The sequence below is a fragment of the Holzapfeliella floricola DSM 23037 = JCM 16512 genome (assembly GCF_001436605.1).
Lineage (GTDB): Bacteria > Bacillota > Bacilli > Lactobacillales > Lactobacillaceae > Holzapfeliella > Holzapfeliella floricola.
The window spans coordinates 25,520-43,344 of record NZ_AYZL01000020.1; the positions used below are offsets into that span (position 1 = coordinate 25,520).

21 protein-coding genes, 1 other RNA gene and 1 riboswitch are annotated in these 17,825 nt (G+C 32.8%); of the genes, 19 read left to right on the forward strand and 3 right to left on the reverse strand.

The genetic code is table 11. The features are described 5' to 3' along the window. Nucleotides 1-43: 43 nt before the first annotated feature. Nucleotides 44-550 (reverse strand): QueT transporter family protein, encoded by a 507-nt coding sequence (locus FC86_RS04305; RefSeq protein ID WP_056974845.1) that lies wholly within the window; start codon nucleotides 548-550, stop codon nucleotides 44-46. A 7-nt stretch (nucleotides 551-557) separates the two neighbouring features. Continuing rightward, nucleotides 558-602, reverse strand: a riboswitch (PreQ1 riboswitch). Between the two features lie 129 nt (nucleotides 603-731). Between FC86_RS04305 and FC86_RS04310 the strand changes: the two genes are divergently transcribed. The 11 genes from FC86_RS04310 (at nucleotide 732) to ssrA (ending at nucleotide 8,188) form a co-directional block, all read left to right on the forward strand. Continuing rightward, on the forward strand, nucleotides 732-1,466 hold the full coding sequence (locus tag FC86_RS04310) for a YebC/PmpR family DNA-binding transcriptional regulator (RefSeq protein WP_056974846.1): 735 nt from the start codon (nucleotides 732-734) through the stop codon (nucleotides 1,464-1,466). A gap of 91 nt (nucleotides 1,467-1,557) precedes the next feature. Next, entirely contained in the window at nucleotides 1,558-2,529 is a 972-nt protein-coding gene (comGA, locus tag FC86_RS04315; RefSeq protein WP_056974847.1) for a competence type IV pilus ATPase ComGA, read from the forward strand. Further along, nucleotides 2,495-3,496, forward strand: coding sequence for a type II secretion system F family protein (locus tag FC86_RS04320; RefSeq protein WP_056974848.1), 1,002 nt, complete (start codon nucleotides 2,495-2,497; stop codon nucleotides 3,494-3,496). The genes comGA and FC86_RS04320 overlap by 35 nt, the downstream gene beginning before the upstream one ends. After that, the gene (locus tag FC86_RS04325; protein WP_056974849.1) at nucleotides 3,496-3,783 is read left to right on the forward strand and encodes a prepilin-type N-terminal cleavage/methylation domain-containing protein; all 288 of its coding nucleotides are present in this window, start codon (nucleotides 3,496-3,498) and stop codon (nucleotides 3,781-3,783) included. The genes FC86_RS04320 and FC86_RS04325 overlap by 1 nt, the downstream gene beginning before the upstream one ends. Before the next feature lie 118 nt (nucleotides 3,784-3,901). Continuing rightward, a complete protein-coding gene (locus FC86_RS04330; RefSeq protein ID WP_156403343.1) occupies nucleotides 3,902-4,192 on the forward strand; it encodes a hypothetical protein in 291 nt (96 codons plus the stop codon). Then, nucleotides 4,182-4,448 (forward strand): type II secretion system protein, encoded by a 267-nt coding sequence (locus FC86_RS04335; protein WP_056974851.1) that lies wholly within the window; start codon nucleotides 4,182-4,184, stop codon nucleotides 4,446-4,448. Before FC86_RS04330 ends, FC86_RS04335 begins: the two co-directional genes overlap by 11 nt. After that, on the forward strand, nucleotides 4,438-4,878 hold the full coding sequence (locus tag FC86_RS04340) for a prepilin-type N-terminal cleavage/methylation domain-containing protein (RefSeq protein ID WP_056974852.1): 441 nt from the start codon (nucleotides 4,438-4,440) through the stop codon (nucleotides 4,876-4,878). Before FC86_RS04335 ends, FC86_RS04340 begins: the two co-directional genes overlap by 11 nt. A 216-nt stretch (nucleotides 4,879-5,094) precedes the next feature. Next, on the forward strand, nucleotides 5,095-6,099 hold the full coding sequence (locus FC86_RS04345; protein WP_056974853.1) for a class I SAM-dependent methyltransferase: 1,005 nt from the start codon (nucleotides 5,095-5,097) through the stop codon (nucleotides 6,097-6,099). Nucleotides 6,100-6,112: 13 nt separating this feature from the next. Then, nucleotides 6,113-7,300: an acetate/propionate family kinase gene (locus FC86_RS04350; protein ID WP_056974854.1), complete on the forward strand. Its 1,188-nt coding sequence runs from the start codon at nucleotides 6,113-6,115 to the stop codon at nucleotides 7,298-7,300. Nucleotides 7,301-7,368: 68 nt separating this feature from the next. Further along, entirely contained in the window at nucleotides 7,369-7,791 is a 423-nt protein-coding gene (locus tag FC86_RS04355) for a hypothetical protein (RefSeq protein ID WP_056974855.1), read from the forward strand. A gap of 32 nt (nucleotides 7,792-7,823) precedes the next feature. Further along, nucleotides 7,824-8,188, forward strand: a transfer-messenger RNA (tmRNA) gene (ssrA, locus tag FC86_RS06480). Between the two features lie 49 nt (nucleotides 8,189-8,237). On the opposite strand, the gene FC86_RS04360 is transcribed toward ssrA, so the two are convergent. Further along, entirely contained in the window at nucleotides 8,238-9,125 is an 888-nt protein-coding gene (locus FC86_RS04360; RefSeq protein ID WP_056974856.1) for a GRP family sugar transporter, read from the reverse strand. 249 nt (nucleotides 9,126-9,374) lie between these two features. Between FC86_RS04360 and FC86_RS04365 the strand changes: the two genes are divergently transcribed. The 8 genes from FC86_RS04365 to FC86_RS04400 all read left to right on the forward strand — a co-directional run bounded on the left by FC86_RS04365 (nucleotide 9,375) and on the right by FC86_RS04400 (nucleotide 16,855). Further along, on the forward strand, nucleotides 9,375-9,761 hold the full coding sequence (locus FC86_RS04365; protein WP_236692292.1) for an SdpI family protein: 387 nt from the start codon (nucleotides 9,375-9,377) through the stop codon (nucleotides 9,759-9,761). Between the two features lie 11 nt (nucleotides 9,762-9,772). Beyond that, nucleotides 9,773-10,480, forward strand: coding sequence for a response regulator transcription factor (locus FC86_RS04370; RefSeq protein ID WP_056974858.1), 708 nt, complete (start codon nucleotides 9,773-9,775; stop codon nucleotides 10,478-10,480). After that, nucleotides 10,480-11,943, forward strand: coding sequence for a sensor histidine kinase (locus FC86_RS04375; protein WP_056974859.1), 1,464 nt, complete (start codon nucleotides 10,480-10,482; stop codon nucleotides 11,941-11,943). The genes FC86_RS04370 and FC86_RS04375 overlap by 1 nt, the downstream gene beginning before the upstream one ends. A 191-nt stretch (nucleotides 11,944-12,134) precedes the next feature. After that, on the forward strand, nucleotides 12,135-12,578 hold the full coding sequence (locus FC86_RS04380; RefSeq protein WP_236692293.1) for a VanZ family protein: 444 nt from the start codon (nucleotides 12,135-12,137) through the stop codon (nucleotides 12,576-12,578). A 65-nt stretch (nucleotides 12,579-12,643) separates the two neighbouring features. Then, the gene (fba, locus tag FC86_RS04385) at nucleotides 12,644-13,513 is read left to right on the forward strand and encodes a class II fructose-1,6-bisphosphate aldolase (RefSeq protein WP_056974861.1); all 870 of its coding nucleotides are present in this window, start codon (nucleotides 12,644-12,646) and stop codon (nucleotides 13,511-13,513) included. Between the two features lie 148 nt (nucleotides 13,514-13,661). Further along, the gene (locus FC86_RS04390; protein ID WP_056974862.1) at nucleotides 13,662-15,002 is read left to right on the forward strand and encodes a glucose-6-phosphate isomerase; all 1,341 of its coding nucleotides are present in this window, start codon (nucleotides 13,662-13,664) and stop codon (nucleotides 15,000-15,002) included. A gap of 109 nt (nucleotides 15,003-15,111) precedes the next feature. Then, entirely contained in the window at nucleotides 15,112-15,588 is a 477-nt protein-coding gene (locus FC86_RS04395) for a nucleoside deaminase (protein ID WP_056974863.1), read from the forward strand. Nucleotides 15,589-15,673: 85 nt separating this feature from the next. Continuing rightward, on the forward strand, nucleotides 15,674-16,855 hold the full coding sequence (locus tag FC86_RS04400) for a cation:proton antiporter (RefSeq protein WP_056974864.1): 1,182 nt from the start codon (nucleotides 15,674-15,676) through the stop codon (nucleotides 16,853-16,855). Here FC86_RS04400 and dapF read toward each other — a convergent pair. After that, nucleotides 16,852-17,820 (reverse strand): diaminopimelate epimerase, encoded by a 969-nt coding sequence (gene dapF, locus FC86_RS04405; protein ID WP_056974865.1) that lies wholly within the window; start codon nucleotides 17,818-17,820, stop codon nucleotides 16,852-16,854. The two genes, FC86_RS04400 and dapF, sit on opposite strands and share 4 nt — an antisense overlap. Nucleotides 17,821-17,825: the final 5 nt, after the last annotated feature.

A 17,825-nucleotide genomic window follows, 5' to 3' on the forward strand; every position in this document is an offset into this window, starting at 1 on the left:
CAAAGCCTCTTGAAAGAGTGCTTTGCTTTTTTGTATTAGTTATTTATGAATTGGTTTTATTTTCATTTCTGAAAAAATGTGTTTTCTCTTCAATAATTCCAAATAATACTGCACCAATTAACATCATAGCAAACTGTGTTACCATTAAAGTACCATAAGTAATCCAAAAAGGTGCGCTTGCAAACCAATATAATTCAGCCGCAATCATGAACATGCTGATAGCTCCGATAAAAGGAGTGATTAGCAATTTAGTCCAGTAATTTTTGATTTTTTTAGCAATTAAATAACTGACACCCGTCATTACTAAAGTGTTGGCTGTCCCTATTCCCATATCGATAAGGGCATTAGGGCTTGAAATGAGGTTGAATAAAAAGCAACCGATGGTAATTCCCCATACGTATCTTTTATTAAAAACAGCGATAGGGTTAGTTATTTCCGCAACTCTAAATTGAAGCGGACCAAAGGAAACTGGTTGAAATAAAAACCCCAATGCAAGGTAAATTGCTGTTACAAGCGCTGTCTTAGTTAGACTAACGACGTTTTGATTCATAATATAGTCACTCCTAGTTTTTTTATGTGGGATGGTTTCGAACCACAAAATTCAAAACATTAATATAATATACACGATTTTTAAATTTTTGACAAATATATTGTTTATGGTCTTGCTCTTAAACTAATCTTTTGCTATCCTAGGATAGGTTAAATCTATTATTCTGAAAGAGGGATACAACATGTCAGGACATTCAAAATGGCATAACATTCAAGGTCGTAAGAATGCACAAGATGCTAAACGTGGAAAAATTTTCCAAAAACTTTCAAAAGAAATTTACATGGCAGCTCGTAATGGTGATATAGATCCAACAAATAATCCAGCACTACGTCTGGTAATGGATAAAGCCCGTTCAGCTAACATGCCTAAAGATAATATTCAACGTGCCATTAAAAAAGCACAAGGTGGCGACGGTGAAAGTTACGATGAAGTAACCTACGAAGGATACGGCCCAGGTGGTGTTGCAGTATTTGTTGAAACATTGACAGATAACAAAAACCGTACAGCGACATCTGTTCGTTTAAACTTCTCACGTAACGGTGGAACTTTAGGAGAACCAGGCTCAGTTGCTTACATGTTTGATCGTAAGGGTTACCTGGTAATTGATCGTTCAACAACAGATGTTGAAGAAGATGATTTGTTGCTTGAAATCATGGATGCAGGTGCAGAAGACTTACAAACAAGTGATGACGCATTTGAAATCTATACAGGTGCAAAAGAATTTACAGATGTTCGTGATGCTTTAGAATCTGCTGGATATGAATTGGCAAATTCTGAATTGACAATGATTCCACAAAATAAAATGGCAGTTCCAGAAGAAAAACAAGAACAATTTGAGCGTATGATTGATGCTCTAGAAGATAATGACGATGTTCAAAATGTTTACACTGCTGCTGAAGATGAAGATGACGAATAAAAAATAGCCGAAAGGCTTATTTTTTTTGCCTAAAATGTGATTTGAGAAAATTGGCGTAATTAATGCTATCAATAATCGAAAGGAATTAGTTATGACACTATCTATCGAATCACTCAATCTAGTAAAAGAAGCAGTGAAGCATAAAGCACAAGATTTATATCTTCTGCCGAGTAAAAGTTATTATAGAATTTGTTATAAGTACAACAATGAATTTAAGTTCTTAAGAAAAATGCCTAAAAATGATGCACAATTAATTATTAATCAATTAAAATACGTAGCAAAGTTAGATATTGCTGAGCATCGGCGTCCCCAAAATGGAAGTTTTAATTTGGACGACTACCCAGACACTGGTTTTCGAATAGCTACATTATCGGACTATGAAAGCCAAGAATCAATGGTAGTGCGGATAATTTATTCTGAAAATACTCAACGTTATTTTTTTCCTGAACAATTAAATCAGTTAAAAAATCTGGCGACTAAGAGAGGTCTAATTGTGTTTTCTGGACCTGTTGGCTCAGGTAAAACAACAACTATGTATGAAATTGCTAAGTCTCTTATTCCTGAAAAGATGGTTATGACAATTGAAGATCCTGTCGAGATTAAAAATTCTGACTTTTTTCAAGTTCAAGTCAATGAACAAGTTCAAATGTCTTATGAAGATTTATTAAAAGCAGCATTAAGGCATCGACCAGATGTCTTAATTGTGGGTGAAATAAGAGATAGTAAGACGGCACAAGTTGCAATAGAAGCAGCACTAAGTGGGCACCTAGTACTGGCAACAATTCATGCTAAAAGTACGTACGGTATTATTGAAAGGTTTAAACAATTAGGAGTTGAGACTAGTCAATTACAAAATACCTTAAATTGTATATGCTATCAAAGATTATTACCGAATATTAAGTATCAACTAGCTTGTTTAATCGATATTTTAGTTCCACAAAAAAAGTATGACTACCAAAAATCTCAATATCAAAATTATTACTTATGGCAAAATCATCTTCAAAATATTTATGATCTGGGGTATATAGATGAAAAAACTTTTATCACATACCAAGAAGGGTGACTCTCAACAATTACTATTTATGAAATACTTGAAAATGTATTTAGAAAGTCATTTTTCTTTCAGTGAAGCTATTTCTTTTATAGGTTTACTTTGGCCAAAACAAAGCTTGAAGTGGTTTACTTCAGTTACTTTAGATTTGAAATCAGGTAAAAACATCCATGAGTCATTGTTAAAAGCTAAATTTAACAAAATAATTAGTTTTCAAATTCAACTAGCACTACAACAAGGCACACTAGTTGCTTGCTTAGAGCAATTAATTACGTTAACTGAACTACAGAATAAACAAATCCAAAAAATCAAGGGGCAGTTATCGTATCCATTTGTTTTATTTGTTTTGACTTTTATAGGGTTCTTTTTCATTCAACAAACACTAAATTCAGGTTTTTTGGAAAGCCAAACATCACTTGTTGAAGTTTTTGTAGGTTATTTTATATTAATGGCCGTGCTATTTTTTGTAGTTGTTACTGTTTATTTAATTTATGTAAAACATCATCAAAATATTAAACAACTAAAATTTTTAATGAAATGGCCAGTAGTTGGAAAAATCATGCAATTATATATCCATTATACTGTGACATTTAACCTAACTTATTTAGTCGCGAATGACTATCAAATTAGTGAAATTTGTTCTTTTTTTATAAATAGTCAAGAAGATTCTGTTCAGTCGATATTAGCTACAAGACTAAACAACCATTTGGTAAAAGGGTTGCCACTTAAATCATTTGTTGCTAGAGAGGCTTTTTTACCAGACCGACTGATTCCTATTATTGAATCCGGCAAAAATCGTCAAGTAAAAAGTCAGCAAATTAAAATTTTAAATCAAATTATTTACAATGAATTATTGTGGCAACTAAAGCGACTAACACTAAAGATACAGCCTATTTGTTTTATATTAATTGGGTTATTTGTTTTAGGATTATACTTAAAAATATTGATGCCACTGTATGGCACATTAAGGAATCTATAATGAAAAAGAAAACTAAAGGGTTTACGCTAATTGAAATGTGCTTAGTTATTGCTATTATTGCAATTTTAATTTTATTAATCGTACCTAACATTACACAGCAAAAACAAAAAGCTGAACAAAAAATAGAAGAAGCATTTCAGACGACTTTACAGACACAATTAGAACTACAAAATAAATCAATAATTAATTTATCGGAGTTAGAGTTGTCGCCGACGCAAAAAGAAAAAGCTAAAGATTATGAAGTATTTGAAGGTATGGTAAGAAAACGTGTTAAAGGTCAGAATTAGAGGCTTCGTATTACTTGAAACAATATTATGCTTGTTAATCGTTTGTGCTTTAATTACTTCTATGAGGCTATTTACTGCTCATAGTTCTACATCAAAAATTGAACAAAATCAATTAATAATGAAAGTCAAAACAAATTTGCAGTGGGGCATTAGGTCAGCCTTTTTGTCTAAAAGAGCTGTTTTTATCCAGTATAGTAAAAAGCAACAATTATTAACATTGAAATCTGGAACTGGCCGAAAAAGCTATCTTAAATTTCCTGTGGGCTATGATTTAGAGATGCCGGGAAACGAAGTCATTATTAATAAAACTGGTTATGTAGCACCTAAAACAATTATATTGAGAGGCCCAAACGGGTTTAGACATAGATTTAGAATTCAAATGGCATGGGGAGAAATTTATGAAAACTAAGCAACCAGGATTTATCCTTTTAGAAAATATGGTCGCGTTTTTATTAATGCTAGCAATAATCATAACTTTTGCTGGGACTGTTCGATGGTTCAATCAAATTGAGTCTAAACAAGATTTAAAAATAAGTGCCTATTTGGCAGCAGCTATACTGAAAAAGTCCCAACAATCTACATGTCAGATAGATAATGATTGGTATACATTACCCGAAGAATACAAAATTTTAAATGTGACGCAGAACTTAAGTTATGAAATTTAAGGGATTCACTTTGATAGAGGCTGTTATTTCGTTAGTTATTATTTTATTAACTCTACAATTGACATTTCAGCTAGTCAACTTAAACCAGCGAGTTACTAATTATGGAACTATTGAAAAAATTAATAAATCATATTTTTATTTGCGAATCAGTGATTTATTAAATCAATATGAACAAGTAGAGATTGATAGGACCAAAAGTCAAAATAAACAAGTTCATTTCATAGCTAAAAAAGAAAATCAAATCAGTTACTTATCATTAGTGCTAAAAGAGTCGGTTGTTGTTTTACAAATTAATGATCAAGGATACATACCGGTTTTAACGGAGGTATACAATGGTGATTTTTGTTATAATAATGAAAAGGGGTTCAGTTTGAATGTGGAAGATTCCAAAAAAAGAAAATCACAGTTATTATTCACACTTAAAAATTAAGGCAAGTATTTTGGTAAGTGTTATCTTTTTAGTAGGTATCTCGCTAGCAACCCTTTACTTTAAATTTGAAATCTTCCAAATAGAGATATCACAAAAAGAACAAGTTCTATCAAATCTAAAAGAATTTTTAAATTCACCATAATTGCTTGCAAGTACTGTATAAATAAGTAACGATATAATTAAGAGTGTTTTAGCTGTTTTAAGGAGAATTTTTCATTGAAATTATCAATACAAGAACGTTATGCTTTAATTGATGAAGCGGTTCAGCGTCTAAAAAAAGAACTTAAAACGTCTTACTTGGATGCTTTGATAGAAACTATTGAAAACTTAATTGATCAACAAGTTAAAGTAGAAAATGGAGCTCCTAGTTCAGAAGTAGTTGGGCGTTTAACTGAAATTTCTGATCAAGTGGACTTTGTTAATCAATCATCTAAAGTAAAAAGTGAACTGATTTATTTATTAATTTTAGCTGGTATCAAAGAAGATAAACTAGATACCAATTTACAAATGACACCAAAGTCAATTTCTGTTGTGGTAGCGATGATTGCGCATCAATTATTGCAAGATAAACATTCTGTTAAGGTGCTCGACTTGAGTAATGGATTTGGGAGTTTACTACTTAATACTGTAGATCAGCTTAAGCAAACTGATCAAATAAATTTTGAAGTTTACGGAATGGATAATAACGAAGTTTCACTAGCATTATCTAGTCTATATGCTGAATCTTTAGGTATTCAAGCTGAATTATTTCATCAAGATTCACTAGATGCCTGGTTGATTAATGATTTAGATATGATTGTTTCAGAACTGCCAGTAGGGTATTATCCAATTGATTCCCGAGCTGAAAATTATGAATTGAGAGCCAAATCTGGGCATTCATTTTCTCATTATTTGATGCTAGAACAAGCCATTTCACACTTGTCTGAAGGTGGATTAGGTATTTTTATTGTTCCTGCAATGATGCTACAAGATGCTAATGCTTCAGAATTGACAAAATGGTTAGCCAAGAAGGCACATATTCAAGCTTTTCTGACATTACCTGAAGATTCATTTAATGACGAAAAATATCAAAAAGCAATTTTGGTCGTTCAAAATCGTGGTACCAAAACTAAACAAGCTAATAATATTTTGTTGGGACAGCTCCCAAGCTTAAATGATAGAAGTGTACTTGAAACTTTTAATTATAATTTAAAAGATTGGTATATTAAAAATTTAAAGTAAAGGATAGACAACTATGACTAAAGTTTTAGCAATTAACGCCGGAAGTTCTTCCGTTAAATGGAAAATGTTTAACGCACAAAATGAACAGGTTATAGCAGAAGGTGCTGCAGAAAGAATCGGTATCAAAGGTTCTAATTACCAAATTAAATATGATGGCAAGAAAATAGAAGAAACGATTGAAATTAAAAATCAAGAACAAGCAGTATCTATTATTTTGAAAGCGATGATTGAATTAGGTATTGTTGCTTCATACGATGAAATCGAAGGAATTGGACATCGTATTGTGGCTGGAGGAGAGCATTTTGCTCAAAGTACTTTAATTACAGCAGACGTCTTAAACAAGATTTATGACCTTTCTGAATTTGCCCCATTACACAATCCTGTTGAAGCACGTTGTATCGAAGCATTTGAAAAAGTGTTGCCAGATATTCCACAAGTTGCTGTCTTTGACACTTCTTTCCATAAAACTATGCCAAAAGAAAATTATTTGTATTCTATTCCAATGGAATACTATGAGAAGTATGGTGCTAGAAAATATGGTGCTCATGGAACTAGTCATCGATATGTTTCACAAAGAGCGGCTGATATATTAGGCCAAGATATCAAAGATTTACGCTTGATCACGGTGCATATGGGTAATGGTATTTCATTGACCGCTGTTGAAAATGGCCAATCAATCGATACTTCTATGGGGTTCTCACCACTTGCGGGTGTAACTATGAGTACACGTTCAGGTGATATTGATGCTTCATTGATGGCTTATTTGATGGAAAAACTTGAAATTGAAAATCCACAAGAAATGATTAGCATTTTGAATGGAAAATCAGGGTTATTAGGACTTTCAGGCTTATCATCAGATATGCGTGATTTAGAAGATAACATTGAAAATCCTCAAGTTAAATTAACTGTTGATATTTTTGTTAATCGTATTGTGAAATATATTTCACAATACATTACGGAAATGGGTGGAGTAGATGGTATCGTCTTTACAGCTGGGATTGGTGAAAATAATCCTTGGTTATTGGACCGTATCTCTAACAAGTTTGCTTACTTAGGTGCAAAAGTTGATCCTGAAAAAGTTGAAATCACACGTCAAGAAACTATTTTTAGTGCTGAAGATTCAAGAATCAAATTAATGTTAGTCCCAACTAACGAAGAAATCATGATTATTCGCGATTTGGTTGAAATTGCTAATCTTTAGCGTAAAATTAAAAACATCCTTTATCTTTATGATAAGGGATGCTTTTTTAGAAAGGTGAGTTATTTTAGATGATTGATATTTTATATTTTGTGATTTCTGCCTTGCTTTGCTATTTTTTGATTTGGCAGAGATTAAATGTTAAATTTTTAGATAAAAAACAAGGAACAGTCGTGAAATTATTGGCCATTATTGGATTTTTAATAATGTTAATAACAGCTGCAACGCAGTCAAATGTAATTAATTGGTCCGTATTACTACTGATTGAAGTTTTTTGTGTTGTTTTGATTTTTTTTAGGTCAGGTTTAGGATCCATTATTTTTAAAAATTACCGTATACGGTCTTATCGTGAATTTACAAAATTTGAGGCGGAAAAAACTGTAGCTAACGGTACCAAAGTTAAGTTTTATGCCAACAATCAAGTACGAATGGTTATAAAGGTACAGGGTTCTGTTGATGAAGTGACACAATTTTTAAACAAGTATTTTATTTAAATGTCATTATGTGTTAAAATTATGGGGATGTCGGGGGTGTTCTGGAATTCGACATGCATGGATTTATGTAAATGGCAATCCGTAGGTCACGTCTACGTAAAAACGTACAGTTTAAAATAACTGCAAACAACGAAAATTCTTACGCAGTAGCTGCCTAAAAAACAGCTCTCGTGATCTAATTTAAATTGACCCGGATTTCTATTAGGTCTCAACTCTAACGGGTTACGTTTAATTACGCCACCTGAATAATTAAAAAGAGATAATCAGGTAACTCTTTTAAGGCTAGCCCTGTTATATGGCGTTCTTGAAAGAGTATAGTTAAATAGTATAACTATGATTGTAGAAGTTTATGATGAAACGTGTATGGACAGGGGTTCAAATCCCCTCACCTCCATAAAAAATAACCGGATAACTTTTTAAGTTATCCGGTTATTTTTTTGTTTATGTTATGAAGCTGTCATGAAGCTAATCATAATCCCACCAGCAATAACTAGTAGTAACCCAATTAGAGTATAAGTAAGTTCTTTTTTGGTTTTTGCTTCTTTAAGAATGTAAACGCCACCTAATGTTGAAAAGACAACATTCATTTGTGAAATTGTAAATCCTGTTGCAACACCGTTTAACCCAGCTGAGATGAGGTAGCTTAATGAACCACCTGCAAAAATCACACCAACAAGCATATTCTTGTAAGTTACTGTTTCTTTTAATGGGCGAACATCTTTATTTTGAGGTAAGAACATACAAATTAAAGCACCTAATACCATACCAATTGTTTGAGGTAAGAAACCATCAAATCCTTGGACTGCAGCATATCTTGGGAAAATTGAAAATCCAACATAACCAATTGTTGAAAAGAAGAAAATCCAAAAGATACTTGATGTTTTTATTTTGGGGGCATTTGAAGCATTTTCAGGAGTTTTTTCACTAATAGTTGTTAAGTAAATGCCGCCGATAATAATAATGATAGCCACAAAACCAGCAATTTTTGCTGACGTTGAAGCCCATTCACTAAATAAAAGTACACCACCAAATGAAGTTCCAACAATTTGAAGTCCTGTTGAAATTGGCATTGCTTTTGAAACACCAAGTGCTTTGAAGGATTCATATTGTAAAACTTGTCCAAGTGACCATGATAATCCACTCAAGAAACTAAATAGGAAAATTTCAGATGTAATGTTAGGTCTCAAAGCAACAAAGAAGACAATAGCAGTTAATAAAGCACCAAAAGTTGTTCCTAAAATTTGGTTAACCGTACGTCCACCAATTTTCGATGTGAAGATTGGCATACAGCCCCATAGTATAGCTGGTAATATTGCGATAATTAAATTATTCATTTTATATCCACCTTTCGTGATAATAGTAATCTATATTTAAGTTATTTAACAATTTGAGGTCTTCTTTTTAAAAAGAAAACGTTTACATTCATAATATAACAACTCGAAACAAAAAAAGCAACAAAAAAATGAAAACGCTTTCTTTTTATTTTAAAAATCAAAATTTACTTTTTTTATGGAGATAAAATAATTCGTGTTAAACTTAGAAAAAAGGTTAGGAGAGCTATAGCTATAATGATATACATATATATGGGTTGTTTATTGGTAATGATGAGTTTAGTAAGTTTTATTATGAGGCATCACAAGCCGAACTTTCTTTTTGGCTATCAATCTTACTTTTTAAAGAAAAGTGATGAACTTGAAAAAAAGACACAGATTGTTTATCGAACGCTATGTTTAATAATCGGCATTGTGCAAATTGGTTTAGGATTATTAATTAGGTTTTTAAGCTGGGATCGATTTTTTTTAATTTGGTTGCTAACTTTTTATTTCTCAATAATCTTAGTATATGCTTTGACTGAAACTTATTTAAGAAAAAATTTAGTTAAGAATGGTATTATCTCAAAACAAGATATAAGCAAATATGAAAAGACTCATGCTACTAAAAATAGAGTCAAAGGATTTAAAGACTTATAGGAGGATTTTTGATGAGATTATTAATGGTAGAAGATAATGTTTCTGTTGCACAAATGATGGAAATGTTTTTTGAAAAAGAACAATGGGTAATGGATTTAGCAGTCGATGGAAATGAAGCGGTGGATAAATTCAAGAAAAACCAGGAATATTATGATATTGTCACGCTTGATTTGAATTTACCGGGTAAAGACGGTATGGAAGTTGCTCGAGAGATTAGAACGATTTCTGATGTACCCATTATTATGTTGACTGCTCGAGATTCAGAATCTGATCAAGTACTGGGCTTAGAGCTTGGGGCAGATGATTATGTAACAAAACCGTTCAGTCCATTAACTTTGATAGCTAGAATTAAAGCACTGCATCGTAGAACCCTAATGAATCAAACAGCTAAACCAGCAGATACCGAGGATTTAGTTGAAACACCTCATCTTAAAATTAATGAAAAAACACGAGAAGTTTACGTGGATGATCAAAAAGTTAAAGGGCTTACACCTAAAGAATTTGATTTGTTGGTAACAATGGCCAAAAATCCCAAACAAGTTTTTTCAAGAGAAAAGTTGTTAGAGGTAATTTGGGGCTATGAGTACTTTGGCGAAGAACGAACTGTTGATGCACATATCAAAAAACTGCGACAAAAAATCGAAAAAATCGCGCCTCAGCTTATTCAAACTGTCTGGGGCGTAGGCTATAAATTTGATGATTCGGATGTGGATAAATAATGAAATTGTTTTATCAGCAAGTACTGTCTTTTTTTCTGGTTATTGTAATTACGCTCTCAATAATTGGATTTTCAATGATGAATTTTATAACAAGACAAGCTTATGACAATACTTTTTCTCAATTGGAGGGTTATGCTGATTCTATGGGGCATATTGCTTTGAAAAAAGACCCTTTAACCGGACGGTATCAACAAATAAAGCCTTCTTTCTTGGACGAATTTCAGCAAGTTATGCAGGTCCAAAATGTGACAATCAGGGTATTTAATGAAGATAATGAGCAGATTTATCCGGAATCATCTTTAACACCTTACTCTTTAAGAGAAGATGTCTGGCAAGAATTAAAGTCAGGCAAAAGTTTTAGAATTCAAAATGATTATCTTAATAATCAACCTAAACTTTCGACCAAAGAACCCTATTCATCGATTATGGTCCCTTGGTTTGATGGTTCACAGCTTAAGGCGGTCGTTTGGTTAGGTGCTAAGGTTTCATCTACTGAAACTACCATTAAGCAAGCTCAACAAAATTCTATTGTGGCACTTTTAGCTAGTGTCTCGGCTGGAATGATAATTAGTTTAGTCATTGTTTGGTTCAATTTATCGAGAATTAAAAAGCTATCTAAGGCAACTAAAAAAGTTGGTGAAGGAGACTTTTCTGTAAGGATTGATCACAAAGATAATGATGAAATTGATGATTTGGCTTCTGATTTCAATAAAATGGTTGAGTCATTAAAATTATCAGATGAGGAAATTAAACGACAAGAGACTAGACGAAATCAATTTATGGCTGATGTTGCTCATGAAATGAGAACTCCTTTGACAACAATTAATGGTATTTTAGAGGGACTACGATATGATGCAATACCAGTCGATTCAAAAGATAAAAGTATTCAATTGATGCAAAGTGAAACAAATCGACTGATTAGACTAGTCAATGAAAATTTAGACTATGAAAAAATCAGAAATAACCAAATTAAATTATTTAAAACTAAGTTTGATGGTACTCTTGTGCTAGAAAATATAGTAGAACAACTGTCAGGAAATGCTAAAAAGAAAAACAATACTTTGAAATTATTGTCGACAGAACCTGTATTTATTTATGCTGATCATGATCGGTTTACACAAATTATTTTCAATATTACTCAAAATGCTATTCAATTTACTGAAAATGGTAATGTTGAGTTAACAATCTATCGTGTGGATAAGGCAACCCGTGTTAAGATAAAAGATACAGGAATCGGAATGAGCAATGAACAGAAACGTTTCATCTTTGAACGTTTTTACAAAGCAGATCCCTCGCGCAATAATGTTGGTACTGGAGAATCGGGCCTAGGCTTAGCAATTGTATATTCTTTAGTTAACCAACATCATGGTCAAATTGAAGTTGATAGTCAAGCCAATAAAGGGACAACGTTTACATTAACTTTCTTTGACTTGAAATCAAAAAAAGAAGTAGATAGTGAGTAATTAAAATGATATTTTTAAATCCAATATATCAATTTATAGTTGAACATTTTGCCACCAAAATTAATCATTTTCCTTTGGTGGAACTGATTTTTTATAGTTTAGATAAAACAATTTTTTATTTTTTGATTTTTGTTGTTGGTTATACTTTATATTTAAAAATCCAAAGGAAAAAGCAGACAAAAACGCATATCGTGATTATTTTGATAATGGTATTTTATTTAATGCTTTTGCTATCTTTAACTGTGTTTAGAGGTATTTACTTTCCTTGGGATATTAAATTTTATTTCTACAGACCTTTAGAACAAATTAATCTACAAGTTTTAGACGAGACAGTGAAATTATCTTTTGCTAAATCACAATTAGATTTCTTTTATAATTCATTTGGTAATATTTTGTGGTTTATGCCGTTAGGGTTCTTAATGAAGTTGCTATTCAAAAAGCGATTTTCAATGATTAGAATTGTTTTAATATCACTTTTACTGTCACTAAGCATTGAAGGGATGCAGTTTGTCTTGTGGACAGGTGTTGCTGATGTGGATGATGTTATTTTCAATACTATTGGCGGGTTTTTAGGTAGTTCTTTAGCGCTGATGTTTCAACAAATATTTAATAATTTTACTAAAAGGTCTGACTAATACACAAAAATATGTTAAAATCACATTGTTGAATTTTTTAAAAGAAATTTTAGGAGGAATGACTTATGTCATCATTTATTCACGGTACAGAAATTATGCAAGCTGCTCGTAAAGGCGGATACGCACACGGAGCTTACAACACAAACAACTTGGAATGGACAAAAGCTATCTTAGCTGCTGCCCAAGCTAAAGGTGTTCCAGCTGTTGTTCAAAGTTCAATGGGTGCAGCTAAATACATGGGTGGATACAAAGTAGTTCGTCAACTAGTTGAAGGATTAGTTGAATCAATGAACATCACAGTTCCAGTTGTAATGCACTTAGACCACGGTAACTTTGAAGCTGCTAAAGAAGCTATCGAAGCTGGTTACTCATCAGTTATGTTCGATGGTCATGACTTGCCTTTCGAAGAAAACGTTGCTAAAACTAAAGAAATCGTTGCTTTAGCACATCCAAAAGGTATTTCAGTTGAAGCTGAAGTTGGTTCAATCGGTGGTGAAGAAGACGGAATCATCGGTGCAGGTGAACTTGCATCAGTTGAAGAAGCTAAAGAATTAGCTGCAACAGGTATCGACTTCTTAGCTGCTGGTATTGGTAATATTCACGGTGTTTACCCTGAAAACTGGGAAGGTCTAAACTTTGACCGTCTTTCAGAAATTGCTGAAGCTGTTGAAGTGCCATTAGTACTTCACGGTGGTTCAGGTATTCCTAAAGACCAAATCCAAAAAGCTATTGATTTAGGTGTTGCCAAAATCAACGTTAACACAGAACAACAAATTTCTTGGTCAAAAGCTGTTAAAGCTTACTACGCTGCTGATAAAGATGAAGCAGAAAAAGGATTCGATCCTCGTAAAGTTCTTGCACCAGGTACACAAGCTATCCAAGATACAGTTGAAGAACGTATCGACTGGTTTGCTTCACAAAAAGGTAACAACTAATTTATACCTTTTTACAAAAAAGTCACGCCATTTGGCCGTGGCTTTTTTTAATATCAAAATAAGAATTATCACGTTTTAAACCTTGCTTTTTTAGCCAAATGCGCTTAAAGTAAATAGGGTAGATAAATAGAAATATAGGAGGCAAACAATGGCACAAGTTAAGTTTGATGCTTCAAAATTAACTCCATTTGTTCAAGAAAATGAGTTAAACGAAATGCAAGCAATGGTGAATGCTGCAGATGAACAATTAAGAAAAGGAACAGGGGCTGGAAGCGATTTCAGAGGTTTCATTGACCTACCTGTTGACTATGATAAAGATGAATTTTCACGCATTAAAGACGTGGCTAAAAAAGTACAATCAGATTCAGAAGTTTTCGTAGCTATCGGAATTGGTGGTTCTTATTTAGGTGCTCGTGCTGCTATCGATTTCTTAAATAATGCTTTTTATAACTACGCACCTGATCGTAAAGTTCCTGAAATTTACTTTGCAGGTAATTCAATCAGTGGTAGTTACTTACACGATTTAATTGAACAAATCGGTGACCGTGACTTTAGTCTAAACGTTATTTCAAAATCAGGAACAACAATGGAACCATCTATTGCTTTCCGTGTATTGAAAGACAAATTAGTTCAAAAATATGGTAAAGAAGAAGCTGCTAAACGTATTTATGCAACAACTGATCGTGAAAAAGGTGCTTTGAAGTCAGAAGCTGATGCAGAAGGTTATCAAACATTTGTTGTTCCTGATGATATTGGTGGACGTTTCTCAGTATTATCTGCTGTTGGGTTATTACCAATTGCTGTTGCTGGTGCTGACATCGATCAATTGATGAAAGGTGCAGCAGACGCTCGCTCAGAATATACAGAAACAGACCTTAACAAAAATGAAGCTTACCAATATGCTGCATTAAGAAATATTTTATACCGTAAAGGTTATACTGTTGAATTGCTTGAAAACTACGAACCAACTTTACAATACTTTGGTGAATGGTGGAAACAATTAATGGGTGAATCAGAAGGTAAAGATCAAAAAGGTATTTACCCTTCATCAGCCAACTTCTCAACAGACTTGCACTCACTTGGACAATACATCCAAGAAGGTCGTCGTGACTTAATGGAAACTGTTATTAAAGTTGAAAAACCTCGTTTTGACGTTGCTGTTCCAAGTGACGAACAAAACCTAGATGGTCTTTCATTCTTAGAAGGTAAAACAATGAACCATGCTAATGAAAAAGCATACGAAGGTGTTGTTTTAGCTCATACTGACGGTGGTGTCCCAGTTATGACTGTTTCTATTGCAGATCAAACAGAATACACATTAGGTTACATGATTTACTTCTTCGAAATCGCTGTTGGTATCTCAGGATACTTAAATGGTATTAACCCATTTAACCAACCAGGTGTAGAAGCATACAAGAAAAACATGTTTGCTTTACTAGGTAAACCTGGTTTTGAAGAATTAACACAAGAATTAAACGATCGTCTATAATTAAATAGAACAATCTAAAAAGGATTTTGCGTAAAGTTCGTGAAATCCTTTTTTATATTGTTTTTTTAGTGTATGATTAAGTTACAAAAGACCAAAAGGAGAATGTTAAATGTCTTACAACAAAAAATATATGGAAATAGCAGCAAAAGAAGCCCATTCAAATAATCAAACAAATGAAGGTGGCCCCTTTGGATGTGTCATTGTCAAAGATGATAAAATTGTAGCAACAGGACACAATAAAGTTTTAGTTAATAATGATCCAACAGCTCATGGTGAAGTAACTGCTATTCGTAACGCAGGACAAGAACTAGGCACTTTTGACTTAAGTGGTTGTGAGTTGTATACATCTAGTGAGCCATGTCCAATGTGTCTAAGTGCGATTATTTGGGCTAATATCAAAACGGTTTACTACGGTAATACAGCAGTAGATGCAGCTAATATTGGATTCCGTGACGATTATATCTACAAGTTTATTGAAGGCGGAACAACTGATAAAAGTGTAATGGATTTACAACAGCACGACAGAGACTTAACCATTAAAAGTTTTGAAGAATTTGCGGCCGATCAAGATAAAACAATCTATTAAATTTAACTAATTTTAAATTTATTGTTTTTTTAGATTAAAAATTGTGGTAAACTTTATCGAGAATTTTTATAGTTAGGAAATAAATATGCATACTAATTTAGAATTACTAATTGTTTTATCGATGGCGCTTATTGTCCCCATTCTTATGGGGAGATTCAAAATCGATAATGTTCCCGTTCCTGTTGCTGAAATATTGATAGGGATTGTTCTTGGTAAAGGAGTATTAAATATTGTTCAAATGACTCCCACTTTGAATCAGCTGTCTTCTTTAGGCTTAATGATACTGCTGTTCTTGAGTGGAATGGAAGTTGATTTATCCATTTTTAAAAGACGTACAAAAGTTGAAAAAAAAGAAGAATCATTTTTTAAGATGCCACTTGGGATGGCATTGATGGTAATTGTTTCAATCAGCTTACTTGCTTTTGGTTATAGTGTAATTTTAAGTTACTTCAATATTTTTTCTGAAGTCTTATTTGCAACTATCTTATTCAGTACAATGACTATTGGTATGATGTTAGTCGCTTTGAAAGATAAGAAGATTGAATATACAAAGTATGGGCAGACAATTCTTTTAATTGCAATTTTAGGTGTTGTGGTTCCATTAATTGAGATTACGTTTTATATGACATTTAAAGGAGCTAGAGGCGCAATTCTTTGGCTATTTCCATTAGTGTTTATCGTGGCATTATTATTGCTAAATGTGAAAAAGATTCATCAATTCTTTGAAAAAATTGATAAATCAACGACACAACTTGATATTCGACTAGCTTTCTTTTTGATTATTGTTCTAGTAACAATTGCTGAAAAGACAGGTGTTGAAAATATTTTAGGATGTTTTTTAGCAGGATTAGTAATGAAATCGCTTAATCCAAGTGATGAAACAAAAGAAAAATTAACCTCTATTGGTTATGGATTTTTTATTCCAATCTTTTTCATTTCAACAGGACTAAAGCTAGATTTAAAGAGTTTAGTTAGTGATCCTAATACGTTAATTTTAATTCCGATTTTCTTCTTTGGCTTTATGTTAACGCGTTTATTAGTTGTCCCAATTTTGATGCAACGTTATTCATTTAGACAAGCATTAGCAGGGATGATGTTAACAACAACGACGATTACTTTAATTGTACCTAATGTGACATTAGGGCAAAGTGCTAATATTATTGATGCTAAACAAGGTGGCGCTTTTATTTTAGCAGCGGTTATTACAACGATTGTCGACCCTATCTTATTCTCAAAAATATACCCACAAAAAAAGCAAGCTAATTAATCAGCTTGCTTTTTTAAATTGGCAATAAAGTGTTCGTAACTTTGTTGTTCATTAGTTTGATTAACTGTTGCTTCGGTGAACTGATGGTTGAATAGCTGGTTTTCTGAAATGGTAATCGTATGCGTATGTGTAGCGTTTCCGATTAGTTCGATCCAATCTTCATGAACAATCGTTTTCACAACGCCACCTGGATTATAAACGGTAATTTCATCTGAAGGGAAAGCATTACGGTTTTGGTGTAGCATATATGCTAAAGAAGTAGCTGACATACCAGTTCCACAGGCATTAGTAAAGCCGACACCACGTTCAAATGTTCGAACGAATAATTCGTTTTCTCCTAAAATTTTAGCAAAGTTAACATTAACACCATCTGGGAAGTAATCATTAGGTTGATTAAGTTTAGTTCCTAATGTTTCCAGTGTTTCATTTAAGTCGTCATCTTTTTCTACAAAGCTGATTAAATGTGGGTTTGGTACAGCAATAGCGTAAAAATTGAGGTTGTCACTAAATGCTTTGATGGGGGACTTGATTAGTTTCGTTGTATTTAAATTATTGAAAGGAAAATATTTATTGTTAAAATGTATCGGTGAAATTTCGACACCAAAAGCAGTAACATTTTGAGTCAAATCAGATTGTTTTCTAACAGTTAAATTAGCATTGAGAGTTTCAACTTTGAACTCTGACTGTCGAAATTTTTCAGATAAGTAACGGGCAACTGTGCGTAGCCCATTACCACACATTGAGGCTTCACTTCCATCAGCATTGATAACACGCATCTTACCTAAACAGTCTGCATAATTAGATTTTGAGACAACAAGTAAGCCATCAGCACCTGTTAAAAACGAGGATGTTATTTGTTGTGTTAAAGCAACAATTTGCTCATCTAAAGGTGTAAAGGAAAGTTGATCTAAGTCTAAGATGAAAAACTGGTTTGAAGAGCCGTGCACTTTTTGTAATGTAATCATTATTT

Excerpts from the sequence above, each read along its gene's own strand:
- FC86_RS04305 (WP_056974845.1), bottom strand. The coding sequence starts at position 550 with ATGAATCAAAACGTCGTTAGTCTAACTAAGACAGCGCTTGTAACAGCA.
- FC86_RS04310 (WP_056974846.1), top strand. The coding sequence starts at position 732 with ATGTCAGGACATTCAAAATGGCATAACATTCAAGGTCGTAAGAATGCA.
- comGA (WP_056974847.1), top strand. The coding sequence starts at position 1,558 with ATGACACTATCTATCGAATCACTCAATCTAGTAAAAGAAGCAGTGAAG.
- FC86_RS04320 (WP_056974848.1), top strand. The coding sequence starts at position 2,495 with ATGAAAAAACTTTTATCACATACCAAGAAGGGTGACTCTCAACAATTA.
- FC86_RS04325 (WP_056974849.1), top strand. The coding sequence starts at position 3,496 with ATGAAAAAGAAAACTAAAGGGTTTACGCTAATTGAAATGTGCTTAGTT.
- FC86_RS04330 (WP_156403343.1), top strand. The coding sequence starts at position 3,902 with ATGAAAGTCAAAACAAATTTGCAGTGGGGCATTAGGTCAGCCTTTTTG.
- FC86_RS04335 (WP_056974851.1), top strand. The coding sequence starts at position 4,182 with ATGAAAACTAAGCAACCAGGATTTATCCTTTTAGAAAATATGGTCGCG.
- FC86_RS04340 (WP_056974852.1), top strand. The coding sequence starts at position 4,438 with ATGAAATTTAAGGGATTCACTTTGATAGAGGCTGTTATTTCGTTAGTT.
- FC86_RS04350 (WP_056974854.1), top strand. The coding sequence starts at position 6,113 with ATGACTAAAGTTTTAGCAATTAACGCCGGAAGTTCTTCCGTTAAATGG.
- FC86_RS04355 (WP_056974855.1), top strand. The coding sequence starts at position 7,369 with ATGATTGATATTTTATATTTTGTGATTTCTGCCTTGCTTTGCTATTTT.
- FC86_RS04360 (WP_056974856.1), bottom strand. The coding sequence starts at position 9,125 with ATGAATAATTTAATTATCGCAATATTACCAGCTATACTATGGGGCTGT.
- FC86_RS04365 (WP_236692292.1), top strand. The coding sequence starts at position 9,375 with ATGGGTTGTTTATTGGTAATGATGAGTTTAGTAAGTTTTATTATGAGG.
- FC86_RS04370 (WP_056974858.1), top strand. The coding sequence starts at position 9,773 with ATGAGATTATTAATGGTAGAAGATAATGTTTCTGTTGCACAAATGATG.
- FC86_RS04375 (WP_056974859.1), top strand. The coding sequence starts at position 10,480 with ATGAAATTGTTTTATCAGCAAGTACTGTCTTTTTTTCTGGTTATTGTA.
- fba (WP_056974861.1), top strand. The coding sequence starts at position 12,644 with ATGTCATCATTTATTCACGGTACAGAAATTATGCAAGCTGCTCGTAAA.
- FC86_RS04390 (WP_056974862.1), top strand. The coding sequence starts at position 13,662 with ATGGCACAAGTTAAGTTTGATGCTTCAAAATTAACTCCATTTGTTCAA.
- FC86_RS04395 (WP_056974863.1), top strand. The coding sequence starts at position 15,112 with ATGTCTTACAACAAAAAATATATGGAAATAGCAGCAAAAGAAGCCCAT.
- FC86_RS04400 (WP_056974864.1), top strand. The coding sequence starts at position 15,674 with ATGCATACTAATTTAGAATTACTAATTGTTTTATCGATGGCGCTTATT.
- dapF (WP_056974865.1), bottom strand. The coding sequence starts at position 17,820 with ATGATTACATTACAAAAAGTGCACGGCTCTTCAAACCAGTTTTTCATC.